Origin of the sequence: Natronobacillus azotifigens (genome assembly GCF_026805325.1) — a bacterium.
In the GTDB taxonomy this organism is placed as follows: domain Bacteria; phylum Bacillota; class Bacilli; order Bacillales; family Amphibacillaceae; genus Natronobacillus; species Natronobacillus azotifigens.
Genome location: NZ_JAPRAT010000002.1, coordinates 190,065 through 208,538, shown reverse-complemented (window position 1 = coordinate 208,538; position 18,474 = coordinate 190,065). Strand labels below are relative to the sequence as shown.

Annotated in this window: 11 protein-coding genes and 2 pseudogenes; 11 read left to right on the top strand and 2 right to left on the bottom strand. The window is 35.4% G+C overall.

From position 1 onward, the window contains the following. Nucleotides 1-128: 128 nt before the first annotated feature. The 10 genes and pseudogenes from OWO01_RS02100 (at nt 129) to OWO01_RS02060 (ending at nt 11,577) form a co-directional block, all read left to right on the top strand. Complete coding sequence (locus tag OWO01_RS02100; RefSeq protein WP_268778768.1) at nt 129-761, top strand: class I SAM-dependent DNA methyltransferase; 633 nt, start codon at nt 129-131, stop codon at nt 759-761. Nucleotides 762-782: 21 nt separating this feature from the next. Further along, nucleotides 783-1,247: an S-ribosylhomocysteine lyase gene (locus tag OWO01_RS02095; protein ID WP_268778767.1), complete on the top strand. Its 465-nt coding sequence runs from the start codon at nt 783-785 to the stop codon at nt 1,245-1,247. 30 nt (nt 1,248-1,277) lie between these two features. Further along, entirely contained in the window at nt 1,278-2,201 is a 924-nt protein-coding gene (locus tag OWO01_RS02090) for a PLP-dependent cysteine synthase family protein (RefSeq protein ID WP_268778766.1), read from the top strand. After that, nucleotides 2,202-3,338: a bifunctional cystathionine gamma-lyase/homocysteine desulfhydrase gene (locus OWO01_RS02085; protein WP_268778765.1), complete on the top strand. Its 1,137-nt coding sequence runs from the start codon at nt 2,202-2,204 to the stop codon at nt 3,336-3,338. It begins immediately after the preceding gene. Between the two features lie 565 nt (nt 3,339-3,903). After that, nucleotides 3,904-5,781 (top strand): cyclic peptide export ABC transporter, encoded by a 1,878-nt coding sequence (locus OWO01_RS02080; RefSeq protein ID WP_268778764.1) that lies wholly within the window; start codon nt 3,904-3,906, stop codon nt 5,779-5,781. 430 nt (nt 5,782-6,211) lie between these two features. Then, nucleotides 6,212-8,041, top strand: a complete 1,830-nt coding sequence (locus OWO01_RS02075; protein ID WP_268778763.1) for a glycoside hydrolase family 3 protein — start codon at nt 6,212-6,214, stop codon at nt 8,039-8,041. Nucleotides 8,042-8,818: 777 nt separating this feature from the next. Then, entirely contained in the window at nt 8,819-8,986 is a 168-nt protein-coding gene (locus tag OWO01_RS02070) for a hypothetical protein (RefSeq protein WP_268778762.1), read from the top strand. 1,346 nt (nt 8,987-10,332) lie between these two features. Further along, nucleotides 10,333-10,438, top strand: a pseudogene (locus OWO01_RS16055) (helix-turn-helix domain-containing protein); the annotation flags it as partial. Between the two features lie 47 nt (nt 10,439-10,485). After that, nucleotides 10,486-10,897 (top strand): annotated as a pseudogene (locus tag OWO01_RS16050) (IS200/IS605 family element RNA-guided endonuclease TnpB); the annotation flags it as partial. Nucleotides 10,898-11,298: 401 nt separating this feature from the next. After that, nucleotides 11,299-11,577, top strand: coding sequence for a hypothetical protein (locus tag OWO01_RS02060; RefSeq protein WP_268778761.1), 279 nt, complete (start codon nt 11,299-11,301; stop codon nt 11,575-11,577). A 725-nt stretch (nt 11,578-12,302) separates the two neighbouring features. Here the strand turns inward: OWO01_RS02060 and msrA are convergent. Further along, nucleotides 12,303-12,827, bottom strand: coding sequence for a peptide-methionine (S)-S-oxide reductase MsrA (gene msrA / locus OWO01_RS02055; protein WP_268778760.1), 525 nt, complete (start codon nt 12,825-12,827; stop codon nt 12,303-12,305). 16 nt (nt 12,828-12,843) lie between these two features. Further along, entirely contained in the window at nt 12,844-13,746 is a 903-nt protein-coding gene (locus tag OWO01_RS02050) for a glutamate biosynthesis transcriptional regulator GltC (RefSeq protein ID WP_268778759.1), read from the bottom strand. Between the two features lie 161 nt (nt 13,747-13,907). On the opposite strand from OWO01_RS02050, the gene gltB reads away from it, so the two are divergent. After that, complete coding sequence (gltB, locus tag OWO01_RS02045) at nt 13,908-18,467, top strand: glutamate synthase large subunit (protein ID WP_268778758.1); 4,560 nt, start codon at nt 13,908-13,910, stop codon at nt 18,465-18,467. The last annotated feature ends 7 nt before the right edge of the window (nt 18,468-18,474 follow it).

The window sequence follows — 18,474 nt, the reverse complement described above, 5'->3', positions numbered from 1 at the left end:
TTTAATCTCGTTGTAAAAAAATAGGTCGAATCACTTCACTTTTAACAGAAAGTATCATATAATCACTAGTATACTATAAACCTACTAAACAGGTTGGAATTATGAGGTATAAGGAAAGGTGATCATAAATGGGTAGAGAATTTGTTGATTTATTTGACCGTTGGGCAGATAATTATGATGATACCGTATCAGGTGTAGAAGAAGAATATCAAGCAGTCTTTCATAAATACGATCAGATCCTTAAAGAAGTAGCGGATCGTGCTACTGGACATGTTTTAGAATTCGGTGTAGGCACTGGTAATTTATCAGCACAGCTACTCTCCAAAACGGATCAATATATTGGAATTGAACCTTCAGAGAAGATGCGCGAAGTTGCCGAAAAAAAATTAGGTGTCCCGATTTATGATGGGGATTTTATCGCCTTCCCCGAACCAAAAACAAAGGTAGATTCTATTGTTTCATCTTATGCCTTTCACCACTTAACCTATACAGAAAAAAATCAAGCAGTAGAAAAATATCGTCAATTGTTATCTAAAGGTGGAAAAGTAATCTTTGCAGACACCGTATTTTTGAATGAAACTGCGAAAAATGACATGATTAATGCCGCAAAAGGGAAACAATATTATAACCTTGCAGAAGATTTGGAAACAGAATATTATCCGACAATAGCTGAACTCACTGAAATATTCGAGAATAATAATTTTCGTATTTCATTTGAAAAATTAAATGATTTTGTTTGGCTATTTGAAGCGATTAAATAACCATACTAGGAGGATTAGAAAATGACAAAAAAAATGAATGTAGAAAGTTTTAATCTAGATCATACGAAAGTTAAAGCACCTTATGTACGTTTAGCAGGAACAACAAAAGGGGAAAACGGGGATATTATTTATAAATATGACCTGCGTTTCTGCCAACCCAATCAAGAACACATGGAGATGCCAGCGCTTCACTCATTGGAGCATCTAATGGCAGAGCTTTCACGTAACCATCAAAGTAACATCGTTGATATTAGTCCAATGGGATGTCAAACTGGTTTCTATCTAGCGGTAATTAATGATGATAGTTATGAGAATATTCTTATTTTGTTAGAGAAAACATTACAAGATGTTCTAGATGCAGAAGAAGTACCCGCTTGTAATGAAGTACAATGTGGTTGGGCTGCTTCACATTCATTAGAAGGTGCAAAAGCATTAGCCAAAGAAATGTTAAGTGAGAAAGACCAATGGAGCAGTGTTTTTTCATGAAAAGATGGTTGCTAAATAGAGGTGTGTTTGATGGCGATCTATAGTGGAATACAATCATTAATTGGGCACACACCGCTTTTTAAGATAACGAGAATACCATTACCAAATGACGTAAACGTCTATGTTAAACTAGAAGCATTTAACCCTGGTGGCAGTGTTAAAGATCGCCTTGGTCAGGAATTAATTGAAGAAGCTTTAAAAGCAGGAAAAATATCAAAACGAGGTACTATCATTGAACCAACAGCTGGGAATACGGGGATTGGTATTGCGCTTGCTGCAATTGGTACGGAGTTAAACGTTATTTTTGTCGTGCCTGAAAAATTCAGCCAAGAAAAACAACTATTAATGAGAGCTTTAGGTGCTGAGATTGTTACAACACCTACGGAAGAAGGAATGACAGGCGCGATTGAAAAAACAAAATCGTTATTAAAAGAAATTCCTGATTCATACTCGCCAGCTCAATTTGAAAATGAAGCGAACCCAAATGCTTACTATAAAACATTAGCACCAGAGCTATATGATGAATTAAATGGAGACATCAATATTTTTATTGCTGGAGCAGGTACTGGTGGTACATTTACCGGTACGGCGAGGTACTTAAAAGAACAAGATCCAACAATAAAGACTGTTATTGTTGAGCCAGAGGGATCGATTTTGAATGGTGGTCTACCTGGTTCTCATCGTACAGAGGGCATTGGTTTAGAATTCATACCCGAATACATGAATAAAAAACATTTCGATGCGATTCATACTATTTCTGATGATCAAGCGTTTTCTAGGGTAAAAGAATTAGCTGAGAAGGAAGGTCTTCTTGTCGGAAGCTCTTCAGGGGCCGTATTTGCTGCTGTAATAAAAGAAGCAGAAAAAGCTAAGTCAGGCAGCAATATTGTCACGATCTTTCCTGATAGTAGTGAACGGTATTTAAGCAAGCATATTTATGATGGAGGTATTTAAATGAAGAAAAAAACGCAATTGATTCATGGAGGAATTGTTGGGGATAAACATACCGGTGCTGTGTCTGTGCCAATCTATCAAGTTAGTACGTATAAACAAGATGGTGTGGGGAATTTCCAGTATGAGTATTCACGAACAGGCAATCCGACAAGAGAAGCGCTCGAATCACTTATTGCTGATTTGGAACAAGGACATGCTGGATTTGCATTTGCTTCTGGTATGGCAGCTATTTCTGCTGTCATGATGCTTTTTACTAGTGGAGATCATGTTATTTTAACGGATGATGTATATGGTGGAACATATCGTCTCATGAGTAAAGTGTTAACAAAGTTTAATCTTGAGATCACTTTTGTTGATACGAGTAATCCAAACGCAGTTACGGATGCAATTCAAGAAAACACAAAGGCTATTTTTGTGGAGACACCCACGAATCCATTGTTAAAAATCACAAACCTAAAAGAAATAAGTGAGATTGCAAAACAACATGATCTCTTATTTATGGTCGATAATACGTTTGCTACACCATACTGGCAAAATCCAATCGATCATGGTGCTGACATTGTTTTACACAGTGCAACGAAATATCTAGGAGGACATAGTGATGTAGTAGCTGGTCTAGTTGTCGTCAACAGTCAGAAACTTGCAGAAGACCTACACTTTATCCAAAATTCAGTTGGCGGTGTTCTAGGCCCTCAAGACTCCTGGTTGTTAATGAGAGGGATTAAAACACTTGGTTTGCGAATGGAACAAACCGAGCGAACAACGAAAGAAATCATTGACTATCTTGTCACGAGAGAAGATATTTCATCTGTATATTACCCTGGTTTGGAGACACACCCAGGTCACGATATTCATAAAAACCAATCAGCAGGTTTTGGAGGGATGGTATCATTTGATGTAGGAAGTAGTGAGCGGGCAGAAAAAGTGTTGCGTGAAACGAAATACTTTACATTAGCAGAGAGTTTAGGTGCTGTGGAAAGTTTGATTAGCCTTCCACCAAAAATGACACATGCTTCGATTCCAAGAGATCGACGTTTAGAATTAGGAATCACCGATGGATTAATTCGAATTTCTGTTGGTATTGAAGATGCAGAAGACCTAATTGCCGATTTACAACAAGCGTTAGATAAAGGATAAAAACTTCATTAATAAGGGTATCACCAAAATGTGGTGATACCCTTTTATTTTTATAGTTTTTTTCGTGAATGGTGTGATTTATTATCTTCCTCGATTAGGTATTATACACATTGTATTAACGTTTCAGACTCGTAAATACTTTTCCATAGGAGGGGATGCTTCTTTAGGAATTGCTATGGTAGAATATAGTTATTTTTTTTATTTGAAAATTCTAGCAGGATAATAGCTGTTTTTAAAGAATAGAATAAATTGGTAGTATAAGGACGTATTATGGTTAGTCTATATCCATGGGAGGTTTAGCCTGTAGAAGAATGGAGTACCAAAACAATAATGTTAAATTTATCCTAATTAACCGTACTGAATTTCTTACTAAAGTAGATTGAGATAAAATTATTCAACACATCAAGGATCCAAAAATACGCATAAAAATTGGTGTTATTCAAAATGATGATTTCTTTGAACTTGGTGGACACTCGATTTTATCAACTCAGCTAGACGTTAATACTGTATTCTGGTTTCAAAAATATGGATATCATCAATAGCTCATATATGGAGGGAAGTTTGAATGGATAATTATTTATATTCTGAGCACATCACCGAAGAACTAATTAAATATAACAATATATCCGGCGTTCTTATTTATGTGATCGCCGCAGCAATTTTGTATGTTATCGTACTTGCTAGTCGACTACTTATCCAAGTCCGTAGAGGAACAAGACAATTTAAAGGGTTTAATAAAAGGGATTTGATCTCTATTGTGGTATTTTTATCCTTTATTGTTGTCATTGCCTTTAGCTTATACGAAATTCCTTTTATTTTCATTCACCTTGAACTCTCTTGGCAGGATATCTTTCACCATGGTTTTTTCAACCTAGTCATGGTTGGAATACTCTTCTTTGTGTTAGTAGGGGCTTCCTTGCTATACTTCTACACGGCTAGTTATTTTCCTAGGCCAAAAGAGAAGGGCACGTTCCTATTAATTGGATTAAGTATAGTTACTGGAATTGCTAACGCAATGGTTATTTTCTTAATGAATGAATCGATTACTAGAGTTGAAAATTATGGATTAGATTCACTTAGAGGCATGATTATCTTGTTTAGTCTAGTTTTATTTGTTTACAGTTATTCTATAAAAATACTTAGGTATCGATTAATTAAGCTAACAAATGATTTAGTGTATGACAAACGATTGGAGATCACGAATAAACTGCTTCATTCTACTTATGAACAATTAGAAAAGTTAGAAAAAGAAAAGATATATGCAACACTTAATAATGATACAGAACGAGTGGGCGGTTTTGTTAATAATATCGTTTCTGCAGTGACAAGTATCATTACGGTTCTTGCTTGTTTTGTCTATTTAAGTTTTATTCATTTTCAAGCTTTTGTTGTATTTTTACTCGTTTTAATGGTCCTAGCTTTTGTTCATCAAAAAGTAAGTTCTACTGGAGAAAGATTGTTTCTTGAGTCAAGAGACATGCAGAACATATTTTTTCGGTTAATAGACAATATGGTAAGAGGGTTCAAGGAATTATATTTACATCGTGGTAGATTAAACGACTTTAAAGCGGATGTCAAATTAGTCTGTGATGATTACCGACAAAAACGTATAAAAGCAGATATTCTTTTCACGAGTGTCGTGATACTTGGGGAATTAGCTATTTTTGTGCTGATGGGTATTATTGTGTTAGTTTTTCCATTTACCTTTGCATCCTTTGATGCTGTCTTATTGCGATCATTTGTGTTTGTATTCGTTTTTGCCGTTGGACCAATCACTTCCATTTTAGGTCGGGTACCTGAATTACTACAAATTAAAATAAGTTGGGATCGTATCAATAAAATGGCAGAGGAAGTAACAAATTTAACGGTTGATCAAAATAAGAAAGAAATGTCAGTAAAGCAGAAAATATCGAAGTTGGAATTAATTGATGTCACTTATGTGCATCAGAATAGACAGGAAATCAGTAATAGTTCTTCTTTCCAATTAGGACCAATTAACTTAACGTTGCAAAGTGGTGAGGTTACATACATTACTGGGGGTAATGGGAGTGGAAAAACGACGTTAGCGAAAATACTAACTGGACTGTATATTCCGAGTAGTGGAAGGGTGCTAGTGAATGGGGAGCAAGTTCCTCTTTCGACTTTAAATGAATACTTTGCAGCTGTGTTTAGTGATTATTATTTGTTTGAGAAGTTATATGGTATTGATTTTAAAAATAAGGAGAATGAAATACAAGAATACTTAAAGATGTTTAATCTTGAGGATAAAGTAAGTGTTCGTAATGGTAAATTTACGACCACACAGCTCTCTACTGGTCAGAGGAAGCGATTGGCATTATTAGTTAGTTATTTAGATGATCGTCCGATATATATCCTTGACGAGTGGGCAGCAGATCAAGATCCCCAATACCGTGCTTACTATTACGAACCAGATTTTACCTAGTTTAAAAGACCAAGGGAAAGCTGTTATTGTAATTACGCATGATGATAGATATTTTAACCTTGCAGACCAACTAATAAAGTTAGATTGGGGTAAAATTGTAAGTTAATAGAATAGTAATTTGATGAATCAATTTAAAACAAAGTAGAGGTGAGATAGGTGTTAATTACTAGTCATATTAAGTCTTAAGAAAAAGTATAAAGGTTTAATATTTGTTTAAATTCAATTAGAATAATATGTTACTAAAATAATGGATGCGCTAAGATTTCCTAACCAATAAAAAATGTTCAATAAAGCTAAAGAATATGATAAAATGGAACGCAGTGTTGAAATCGGTTTCAATCGCACTGTGGTCTTCTTATTGGCTTATAAAAAGATTAAGAGAAGGCATTTTAATAGCAAATATCCTATTTTTAGGGTTGGGAAGGAAGGTATGAGCATGTATAAACGCTTACTAGGTATTTTATTAGTCCTTTTTTTCATTCTTAGTGGATGTGATTTTACTAACGAGTCGGAGGATAACGGACGAGGAAAAATCATAATTGAAAGTTTGGAAGATATAGAAAAGGCTATAAATGAAATGACATTAGAAGAGAAAGCTGGCCAAGTGATACAAACAGAAAGAGAGAGTATTGAACCCTCAGAGATTAGAGATTATAATATTGGTTCCATATTAAGTGGTGGTGGAAGTGTGCCAGATGATAATACCCCAGATGGTTGGGTTGAAATGTACAACGAAATGCAAAGCTATGCTAGTGAGTCTTCATCAGGGATTCCAATTATTTATGGAATAGATGCAGTGCATGGGAATAATAATGTCAAGAATGCAACGATTTTCCCTCATAATATTGGCTTAGGTGCAGCGAATAATCCCGAACTGATGGAAGCAATTGGAGTAGCGACAGCTAGAGAAGTTAAAGCAATAGGAGTTGATTGGAACTTTGCACCAGCTGTTTCTTCTGCTCAAGATATTCGATGGGGACGATCATATGAGAGCTATTCGGAAGATATTCAACAGATTGCTAGGCTTGCCGCACCATATATTAATGGATTGCAAGGTGAAGGCATATTCGCTACAACAAAACACTTTATCGGAGATGGACATACTACTTATGGGACAGGTGAAGATGATAATTTAATTGATCGTGGAGATGTTACCATTAGTATGGAAGAGTTATTAGAAGGTAATTTACCTGCCTATGAAGCTGCAATAAACGCAGATACTAAGTCAATAATGGCATCTTTTAATAGCATTCACGGAAAGAAAATACATGGAGATAAAGAAATATTAACTGATTTACTTAGATCAGAGCTTGAATTTGACGGTCTTGTTATTTCGGATTGGGAAGCCATTCATACCATTGCTCCGACTTTACCAGAACAAGTTGCCTTGGCGATTAATTCAGGTATAGATTTATTAATGCAACCTTATGATTGGGAGGATGTATACTACGCAATAATAGATAAAGTTGAATCGGGGGATATATTGGAAGAAAGATTAAATGAGGCAGTTAGAAGAAATTTAGTTTTTAAGTTTGAAGCAGGTCTTTTTACCAAGGATCTAGAAAAGACTCCAGGGGAAATTGGTACGGAAGAAAATAAAAAATTAGCAAGACAAGCTGTAGCAGAATCATTGGTTCTTCTTAAAAATGACAATATTCTACCACTTGAAAAGAATGCAAAAATTTATTTGAACGGACCAGCTAGTGATAATGTTGGTGTTCAGAGTGGTGGCTGGACAAGTAGCTGGCAAGGAGAAATGGATGCAAACCTTTATAATGGAATAAGTTTAAAAGATGCAATATTAGAAGTTTTGTCCAATAATGGTGGAGAGCTTGTAGACAATCCAGAGGACGCAGATATTGTGATTACTGCAATAGGTGAAAAACCATATGCTGAGTGGGAAGGAGACACATCAGATTTAGCGGTTGATGGTCCACTATCTTTAGATGGAAATATTGCCGCAATAAATGAAGCTAACGAATCAGGAAAGCCAATTGTAACAATTATGATTTCTGGAAGACCTTTACTAATTGATGAATATATTAATGATTGGGATGGATTTGTTATGGCTTGGTTGCCAGGAACCCAAGGAAATGGGATGACTGATGTTCTCTTTGGAGATAAGGAATTTAAAGGAACATTACCTGTCACATGGCCAAAAACAAATGAACAAGCAAGTGATTCAGTGAATATGAATGATTATCAATCAGTAGATCATCAATTTAAATATGGTGATGGCTTAACTGATAATCTTCAATAATAGTGTTATTAATAAAAGAGTTCACCCAATAAAGACGATCTTACTCGCTGTATTACTTTCTTTATGAATTTCAGCTAACTCGGAATTGGTTATGGCTGGCGATTCTAACACGTCATTATTTGACTAAGGAAGGGGAGCAAATTTCATTTTGATCCGGGTAAGTAACGATAAGTACCATTAAAAGTAGCCTAAGTGATTTCTTACTCACTTAGGCTGTTTTTGTTCTATCATATGTCTTATTTCCAATTCTCATCTTATTATTTCTAACAGTATATAAAGTTGTTTCTTTCCAAAAAAAGTATTGTCTTATTACATTAGATAGTGCTATGCTAATTGTAAATTGTTAAATGTTTTACAATATACTGAAAAATCAAGTCATGAAGAGTACGTATGATTTTCTGAAAAGATGTGAATATCACACTGCATGTGGAACTTAAATGTAAATAGCGTATACTACAATGAAAATAAAGCGAGTAATTGGTTAGGATTTGGATGGAGACAAAACACACTAGTGGCCTTCGTTTAGTTATGGGAATCTGCAAGTGTGTTAGCAATTATTTATCCCCGATCAAACCGTCCGCAAGACTCCCACTTCAAAACAGCGAGAATACTAAGTGGTTTAAGTGGAAGTAACGGACGATAGCACACCGGATGGTTCTGGAGCCTTTAGGTCATCCTTTAGGGCTAACAATCAGCGGAGGCACACCTAAAAACTCCCACTGATTGAAGTTTCACTTTATTCAATATGTGAGATAACGAAATTGGAGGTAATTAAAAATGAAAATTGATAAAAGAAATAGAATATTTAGACTTGCTATCAGTGTTTTAATAGGAGTGATTATTGCGATTGCTTTGCCACTAGACTTGTATATTAAAATCCTTTTAATTATTACTACAGTAATAATTTTTAATAAAAGTTTAGATAAGTTCGTTGGTGAAACATAATAACGTTGCTACTATTAACGTTATATAACTACTATAATTTAGAGCGAGCTCAAGAAAATGTGCAATATATACTATGCCTTATGCTCTTTCTAATGATAACTTGGAGATTGATATGTCTGTTTCAAAATCATTTCATAATTTGATAACTTTCATACCTGTATTGTTTGGTACAACTGCAGTTGTCCGATTGAGCTAATAGAACAGTTAAACATGCCCTTTAACCGTATCAATAGAGTACTATTCTCGTGCTTTCGTACAATGAACCTACCATATTCAGTAAGAGAAAATAGCAAACTGTTCGTATTTAATTACATTTTATGTTCGAATATATATTTTGTTTTTTTACCAATTAATATTGTTTTTCATATACGATAATGCTACGCTAAGTATAATTGTTAAATATTTCACAATCCACAAAAAATAAGTGTGGTTTAATGGATTTGCTGATGTATACCTGAAGAATAGAAATGCGTGTTAATCGATAATTATATTAAAAATGGTAAGGGGAAAATGAAATTAAGTAACAACAAATCCGTCCAACTTTGGAAATTTGAAGCTGGGTTTGGAGTTATTAAAGCTATGCTAGTACGAACGGCAATAAGGGGAGATGGATTTCGGCTGTTAGAAAAATAAAATATTTTTAAGAGGAGATGTTTTTATGCTAGTATACTTTTTACTGGGGACTGCTCTAAGCATTACAATATATGATTTGTGTAAAAAATACGTATGGAATAGAAAGCTAAACAGAAATCTGTTTTATAGTACTGTTTTACTGGTAATGATTTCTTTATTATTTGAGCAAAACAGTATTCACATTTTCATGTCTATTCTTATTGTTTTAGTGGGATCATTTTATGGGTATAATGTTGTTTTCAAAAAAGAGTAAAGTAGTTTTACACGAAGTAAGTGGCTATGCGAGGCAAGATGTTGATATGTCTTGTTCGGTGTAAACTGTATATATTCTAGAAGATTAGTATTTCAAATCGAATAGAATCAAAACAAAAGCAAGAGGTGTAAAATGGAATTATTATTAAAGGGTATATCCATTGGTTTAATCGGAATATTACTTTATCTAAAATAGGCGAGAAAACCCCTATCTTCAAGGAATGCGAAGGGCTAAGCCCAATGAGTAAGTGGGGGATGAATCGCGTTCGGAAAAGGGATAGCTTCAGCTATCTCGATTTTCCGACTGTTCGGACGCTACTTGAATCAGATGGAAAATAGTTTGCGTACGAGTGCCGAAACCTTTTTTCTCTTTGTAATCATATACTCTGGCTAATAATCTTTTCGAAAACCGTAATACAACCGATTGTTTTTTTTGATCGTATTCCTTCTGTGAAAATGAAATGTTCGTGAAAAAAGCGTACAAATTTCGCATCTATCCGAACCAAAAACAAGACGAACTGATTAACAAAACAATTGGTTGTTCTCGCTTTGTCTACAACTATTTTGTTGGCAAACAAAAAAACAAAGACAGGTATTGGTCTATCGTCAATGAAATGGTGCAGAATGGTCAACTGATTGAAAATAATTGGAAAGGTGAGTTTTTCTATAAAAATCAATCGATGAAGGCGATTCGGGAACTAAAGAAGCACTACCCCTTTTTTAAAAGAAGTGGATAGTATCGCCCTTCAAAAATCGGTGGAAATCGTCAACGATTGGTACACTCGATATTACAAAAAGTAAAACCGTGAACCTCGCTTTAAATCTAAAAAGAATCCTGTTCAATCATATACAACCAAATATGTAAATGGTAATATTGCTGTTTTTGAAAAGAAGGTGAAACTACCGAAGTTAGGTCTTGTACGTTTTGCTAAAAGTCGCTAAGAGGAAGGTCGCATCATAAACGCGATAATCAGAAGAAATCCTTCGGGTAAATACTTCCTTTCGATTTTAGTCGAAACAGAAGTTACACCATGAAAGTGCAGGGATGAGAAAGAAAAGAATAATAATTTTCTTGGTAATATTGTTGATTACCTTATTCATCAATAGTATCTTTAGAAATATCATGGTAGTTCACAACTTTATTCTCGCTTTTGTAATATCTTTTCTAGTAACTAGTTTATCTAATTATAGATTAAATTTTCACGAATAGATTCTTAATTTAACGAATATCAGAAATGTAATTGCTTATTTATTTTCATAGTCATTGAAAATAAAAACATAGTGTAAATATCGTGCATCCGAACATAATGTTAACTCAGACGTTTGTTTGGTTTAATTTGAGAGTTATCGAGGAAAACGCGAATTAGTTTGCCGTAGAAGTGTGATGTATTGAAAGAAATGAGGTAGTCTAGATGGGGTCTCTTTGGTTGAATATACTCTTTGCGTTGAACGGTCCAGGTATACTCTTTATTTTAATGTATAACGATATTAAGAAAGGAAAAAAATTAGTTGACCTGTCAATAGTTGTAGTAGCTTTCTATTTTGGGGGGTTAGGGTATCAAATAGCATCGGAAAACCGATCAACTGATGAACTACTAGCTTTTCTAATTGTTTTGAGTATTGTGTATGGTATTACATTTTTTGTTTTGCAAATGATAATTAGTAGACATAATGAGAAAATAAAAGAAAAACATGGTCGGAATTGAGTATATAGAGGGGTAAGACAAACTGTTAGGCGCTCGGGCTTCATGATTAGTGGCCCTGTTGGTTATTATGGGATCGAAAATAATCTTTTACGTTATCTATGAGGGTGAGGTTGATTAATAAACCTGGGATTATTGGTCTAAGAATGATTTGTATTCTGAACATAATTACAATAATTATTTTGAATATAGCACTTGCTATTTTAATTTATGATTTTGCCTTTACCTTAATTGCTTTTTCAGTAGTTGTATTGCAAATCGTGCTTTTATTTTTAATCATAACTTACAATGTGCATTGAACTTTAATCGCTAATGTACAGTAAAAAAGAACTTGGACGAATGATAAACAAATAGAGTTGAACCCTCGTCAAATCATGATTCACAAAAAAGTGGCCTCTCAAAGTCCTAAAAACTAGTGAAAAATTGCTTATTAGGTAATCTATAATTAGACAAGAAGGATGATATCATGAGCAAAAAAAAGCTTGGCATAGATTTTACTTTCTTAATGGGAATGGTGGCATCCATACTTTTTGTATTACTTATATTTACTTCAGATCTTAAAAGTTTAGGCTTCCTTCTGTTATTGTTAATAGTATTTAGTAGCCTGTCCTAATACAATCGCAAATGAAAATCATTTGATACTCCTGGGTAAATAACGATAATTACCATTAAAAGTAGCCTAAGTGATTTCTTACTCACTTAGGCTATTTTTTGTTCTATCATATGTCTTATTTCCAATTCTCATCAATAAATTCATCTCGGCCAGACTGGGCACGATCTTGTTCATATTCTGCTTTGTTTTTACGATAAAAGTCTTGATGGTAAGATTCTGCAGGATAAAATTCTCCAGCTGGTAAAATCTCTGTCACAATTGGTTTATCAAATCGATTACTATTATCTAGATCATTTTTCGATTGAACTGCTAACTGTTTTTGTTCTTCATTATGATAAAAAATAGCCGTTCGATACTGCGAACCACGATCTTGGAATTGTCCATTTGGGTCAGTTGGATCAATTTGTGGCCAAAACAGCTCTAGAATTTGTTGATAGGTGATTTTACTAGAATCATAACGGATTTGTACTGCCTCATAATGACCGGTATCACCTGTTTTTACTTGCTCATAAGTTGGATTTTCCACATGACCGCCAGTATAACCGGAGACGACATCATAAACTCCATCCCATTGATCAAACGGTTTGACCATACACCAGAAACAGCCACCAGCGAATGTAGCATAAGATATAGTTGACAAAAAATAACCCCCTTTTTTACTCTTGACCTGGATAATTCGTAAAATAATCAATAACAAACTGGTAAAATACTTTTTCTGATGGAGCAAGTTCTCGATGCTTTGGTGTAATCATACCTACACTCCGTTTTAGATCTGGGCTACTAATTGGAATTTTAGCTGTGTAACTAGACTGTAGTTCTCCAATCGCGCTTTCAGGAAGCACGGTAACCCCTATACCAGCAGCAACCAACCCTTTAATCGCATCCAAATCCTCACCCTCTGTCGTTACATGAGGATCAAAACCAACAGAATTACAAGCATCAACAACTAATTTTTCAAATATATAACCTTTAGGGAATAAAACAAAGTCCTCATCTTTTAGTTCGGTTAAGTAAACACTTTTTCTTTTCGATAAACGATGATTATTGGGTGTTAATAAATGCAATTTCTCTTGAAACAATATATCACCATTAATGTTTGGATCTTCTGTTAAAACTGGGCCAATAAAAGCAATATCAAGTTCTCGTTCTTTAACTGCATCAATTAAAAAGTTATAAGCACCTTGACGTAGTTGGAAATGGATATTTGGATAAGTTGCTTTAAATTGTGATAACACGCTAGGTAGTAAAGTACTGGCTAAACTGGTCGGAAATCCAATCTTAATCGATCCACGTTCAGGATCTATGTATTCATCCATCTGTTTTTTCGCATAGTTAATCGCCTTCATTGCCTCTTTTGCGTGAACCAAAAAGATTTTCCCAATCGGCAATAATTTCACATTACGTCCTTCACGCTCGAACAATTGAACACCTAACTCATTTTCCAAATTAGCTATCTGTCTACTAATCGCAGATTGAGCTACATGTAAATGGGCTGCTGCTTCTGAGACGTGTTCTCTCTCTGCAACTTCAATAAAGTACTTTAATTGTCTAAATTCCATCTGCCATACCCCCATCTATTAATCGCAATTATAGATTATATCTATTGTTATTATATATTGTATATATAAATGAAGAAACATACAATAGGATTAGACACTAAAATTCATTATTTTTAGAAAAAGACACAAAAATCAACTTATTTATTTTGGAGGTGTGTTTCATGAGGTTTAGTCAGATGGCTGAAGCGCAAGGGTTATATCACCCTGAATTTGAACACGATGCATGTGGAATTGGGCTGTATGCGCACATTAAAGGAAATCGAACTCATGATATTGTGAAAAAAGGAATCGAAATGTTGACGAAATTAGATCACCGTGGCGGACAAGGAAGTGACCCGGAAACAGGTGATGGTGCTGGGTTAATGGTCCAAATCCCAGATCAGTTTTTTCGAAAACAATGCACGACTATGTCACTACCTGAAGAAGGTAGATACGGTGTTGGAATGGTATTTTTTTCTCAAGACGATAAAAAAAGAGAAGATTGGGAAAATGCCATTAATACATTCATTGAACAAGAAGGACAGAAACTATTAGGATGGCGAACTTCGCCGACAGATTTCAGAAAAATCGGAAAAACCGCACAATTAAGCGCGCCAGTTGTTCGACAAGTCTTTATTGGAGCTTCCGATGATATTGTTGATTCTATACAATTTGAGCGTAAATTATATATTATAAGAAAACAAGCAGAAAAGCTTGCGAGAGAAGCAGATCATAGTTTCTATTTTCCTAGTTTTTCTAGCCAAACGATTGTCTATAAAGGATTATTAACACCTAGTCAAGTAGATCAATTTTATCTTGATTTGCAAGACCCTGATTTTATTTCTGCATTTTCACTTGTACACTCAAGATTTAGTACGAATACTTTTCCAAGCTGGGAAAGAGCACATCCAAATCGTTATTTAATTCACAATGGTGAAATCAATACGATGCGTGGAAATGTCAATTGGATGCGCGCACGTGAACAACAGTTTGTATCAGATGCTTTTGGTTCCGATTTAGACAAAGTATTACCTATTTTAAATGCTGAAGGAAGTGACTCGTCTGTTTTAGATAATGCTTTGGAATTCTTTATTCTTGCTGGAAGAAAACCTGCACATGCTGCGATGATGTTAATTCCTGAACCTTGGGAGAAAAATCCGCACATGTCGAAAGAGAAAAAAGCATTTTATGCGTATCACAGTTGTTTAATGGAGCAGTGGGATGGACCAACCTCCATAACTTTCACAGATGGTAAACAAATTGGAGCGATTTTGGATCGTAATGGTTTACGTCCCGCTCGTTACTATGTAACAAAAGATGATTATATTATTTATTCATCAGAAACGGGAGTAATTGACGTTCCAGAAGAAAATGTACTATATAAAGATCGTCTAAGTCCAGGGAAAATGTTGTTGGTTGATATAGAGGCTGGAAGAATTATTGCTGATGAAGAGATCAAAGATGAGATTGTTCAGCAAGAACCATATCAACAATGGTTAGATGACCAAGTGGTTAGATTATCAGAAGATATAGTAGAGGATAAACTAACTGGAATTCATCAATTATTAGAAAAACAAATTGCTTTTGGATATACAACAGAAGATGTAGAAAAATATTTACATCCATTAATTTTAAGTGGAAAAGATCCGATTGGCGCTATGGGAAATGATACGCCACTTGCTGTGTTATCAGAACGTCCACAATCATTATTCAATTATTTCAAACAATTGTTTGCGCAAGTAACAAACCCTCCGATTGATGCATATCGTGAAAAAATTGTTACATCGATGCTAACTTGGTTAGGTACAGAGGGAGATATTTTGCATCCATCTGCTACAAACAGTCATCGAATTCGCCTGGAAACTCCAATTCTATCCAATCATCAACTAAATGAGTTGAAAGAAAAAGAAGAGGCTGGTTTTAAAACGGCGATTATTGATAGTTTATTTACAAGTGATCTTGATCAAGGACTTAATGAACTATTTCTGAAAGCTGAACAAGCAATTGAAGATGGGGCTAATTTGTTAGTTTTGTCTGATCGTAATATCGATGAAAATCATGTTGCGATTCCTGTTTTGTTAGCCGTAAGTAGTTTACACCAACATCTTGTTCGTAAAGGTGTACGTACAAAAGCTAGTATCATAGCTGAGACTGGTGAAACAAGAGAAGTACACCATTTTGCGGCTTTATTGAGTTACGGTGTGGACGCGATCGTTCCGTATTTGGTCTATGAAACGTATTGGTCAGAAATCCAAACGAATCATTTGTCTATCTTCTATGCTGATGCAGTAACGAAATATATCAACATTGTTACAGAAGGTGTTATTAAAGTCATGTCGAAGATGGGTATTTCCACTGTACAAAGTTACCGTGGTGCGCAAATTTTCGAAGCGATTGGAATAAGTAATGAGGTAATTGATCTTCATTTTACTGGAACAGCATCTCAAATCGATGGCATTGGCATTCCAATTATTGCAAAAGAAGCAATATTACGACATGAAAAAGGTTATGAAGAAAAAGTAAATCCGTCCCTTGATTCGGGAAGTGATTTTCAATGGCGGAAAAATGGAGAACACCACGCGTATAATCCGCTTACCTTGCACAAATTACAATGGGCGGCACGTCGAGGAGATTATCAATTATTCAAAGAGTTTACCCAAACGATCAATGAAGAACAAATTGGTTTCCTGCGTAACTTGTTTGATTTTAAAGAACGAAATGCGATTCCGATTGAACAAGTAGAATCAGTGGATTCGATTGTGAAACGTTTCAAAACAGGTGCGATGTCGTTTGGTTCGATTAGTGAAGAGGCTCATGAAGCTTTAGCTATTGCGATGAATCGTCTTGGAGGAAAGAGTAATAGTGGAGAGGGCGGAGAGAATCCAAAACGTTATGAACTTGATGATAAGGGCCAAAACAGAAGAAGTGCGATCAAGCAAATTGCTTCTGCTCGATTTGGTGTGAATAGCCATTATCTTGTAAATGCGGATGAATTACAAATTAAAATGGCACAAGGAGCGAAACCTGGGGAAGGTGGGCATTTACCTGGAAACAAAGTGTATCCATGGGTTGCGAACGTCCGTAATTCTACGACAGGAGTCGATTTAATTTCTCCGCCACCTCATCATGATATTTATTCAATTGAGGATTTAGCTCAACTGATTCATGATTTAAAAAATGCGAATCGTGATGCTCGTATCAGTGTAAAATTAGTAGCAAAAGCTGGTGTTGGTACTATAGCTGCCGGTGTAGCAAAAGGAAATGCTGATGTCATTACCGTTGTTGGGTATGATGGAGGTACCGGGGCTTCACCGAAAACGAGTATTAAGCATGCTGGTTTGCCATGGGAATTGGGTCTATCAGAAGCACACCAAACACTTTTAATCAATGATTTACGTGAACGAGTAGTCCTTGAGACAGATGGAAAGCTATTATCAGGTAAAGATGTTGTTTTAGCTACTTTATTAGGTGCTGAAGAATATGGATTTGCCACAGCTCCACTCGTAATTTTAGGTTGTGTAATGATGCGTGTTTGCCATTTAGACACTTGTCCTGTTGGGGTAGCAACGCAAAACCCAGAATTACGTAAAAAATTCACAGGTGATCCAGATCATATCGTTAACTTTATGCGTTTTGTTGCCCAAGAAGTTCGTGAGATCATGGCCGAATTAGGATTCACATCGATGGATGAAATGGTTGGGCGTACCGACCTTCTCGAAATAAATGATCGTGCTCGCCAACATTGGAAAGCAAAATATTTAGATTTGAGTAAAATTGTTTATCAACCAACAGGTGGAGCACGCTTAAACAAAACTAAACAAGACCATAAAATTGATCAATCGCTCGACGTTACGGCTTTATTGCCTGCTGTAAGAAAATCAATTCAAACAGGGGAAAAAGTAGATCAAACATTCCCAATTACTAATATTAATCGTGTTGTTGGTACGGTTGTAGGTAGTGAGATTTCTAAAGAACATGGAGCAAACGGCTTACCAGAAGACACCATTACGTTACGATTTAATGGATCAGCAGGACAAAGCTTTGGAGCATTTATACCAAAAGGCATGACATTAGAATTAACTGGTGATGCGAATGACTATGTAGGAAAAGGTCTATCTGGAGGAAAGATCATTGTCAAAGCTCCTTTGCAAGCAAACTTTGAAGCTAGTACGAATGTAATAGCTGGGAACGTTTCTTTCTATGGTTCTACTGGTGGCGAAGCATATATTAATGGCTATGCAGGAGAACGATTTGCCGTAAGAAATAGTGGCGCAGAAATCGTTGTTGAAGGAATTGGTGACCATGGGTGTGAGTACATGACTGGTGGTCGCGTGATTGTTCTTGGTGAAGTAGGGAAGAACTTTGGGGCAGGTATGTCTGGTGGTGTAGCTTATGTCTACACAGAAGATAGAGAATCTTTTATCTCATTAGCGAATGAAGAGTTAGTATCTTTTGAATCATTAGTGGACGAAGCAGAGATTTCCTACCTTAAATCTATGTTGGTGAAGCAATTCAATTACACGAACAGCCGACGTGCAGAAATGATTTTAACTGACTGGGTCACAAATCAAGCAAATTTTGTGAAGGTTATTCCGAGAGATTACAAAAAAATCACAAAAGCTATCGATTCTTTTGTGGCAGCTGGTCATACCGAAGAGGAAGCAAAAATGAATGCTTTCACACTAAACAAAGAGAATAAATTGGTCGAAATGTCAGAAAAAGCAGAAGTGCTTGCACAATAGAAAGGAG

Excerpts from the sequence above, each read along its gene's own strand:
- OWO01_RS02100 (WP_268778768.1), top strand. The coding sequence starts at position 129 with ATGGGTAGAGAATTTGTTGATTTATTTGACCGTTGGGCAGATAATTAT.
- OWO01_RS02095 (WP_268778767.1), top strand. The coding sequence starts at position 783 with ATGACAAAAAAAATGAATGTAGAAAGTTTTAATCTAGATCATACGAAA.
- OWO01_RS02090 (WP_268778766.1), top strand. The coding sequence starts at position 1,278 with ATGGCGATCTATAGTGGAATACAATCATTAATTGGGCACACACCGCTT.
- OWO01_RS02085 (WP_268778765.1), top strand. The coding sequence starts at position 2,202 with ATGAAGAAAAAAACGCAATTGATTCATGGAGGAATTGTTGGGGATAAA.
- OWO01_RS02080 (WP_268778764.1), top strand. The coding sequence starts at position 3,904 with ATGGATAATTATTTATATTCTGAGCACATCACCGAAGAACTAATTAAA.
- OWO01_RS02075 (WP_268778763.1), top strand. The coding sequence starts at position 6,212 with ATGAGCATGTATAAACGCTTACTAGGTATTTTATTAGTCCTTTTTTTC.
- OWO01_RS02070 (WP_268778762.1), top strand. The coding sequence starts at position 8,819 with ATGAAAATTGATAAAAGAAATAGAATATTTAGACTTGCTATCAGTGTT.
- OWO01_RS02050 (WP_268778759.1), bottom strand. The coding sequence starts at position 13,746 with ATGGAATTTAGACAATTAAAGTACTTTATTGAAGTTGCAGAGAGAGAA.
- gltB (WP_268778758.1), top strand. The coding sequence starts at position 13,908 with ATGAGGTTTAGTCAGATGGCTGAAGCGCAAGGGTTATATCACCCTGAA.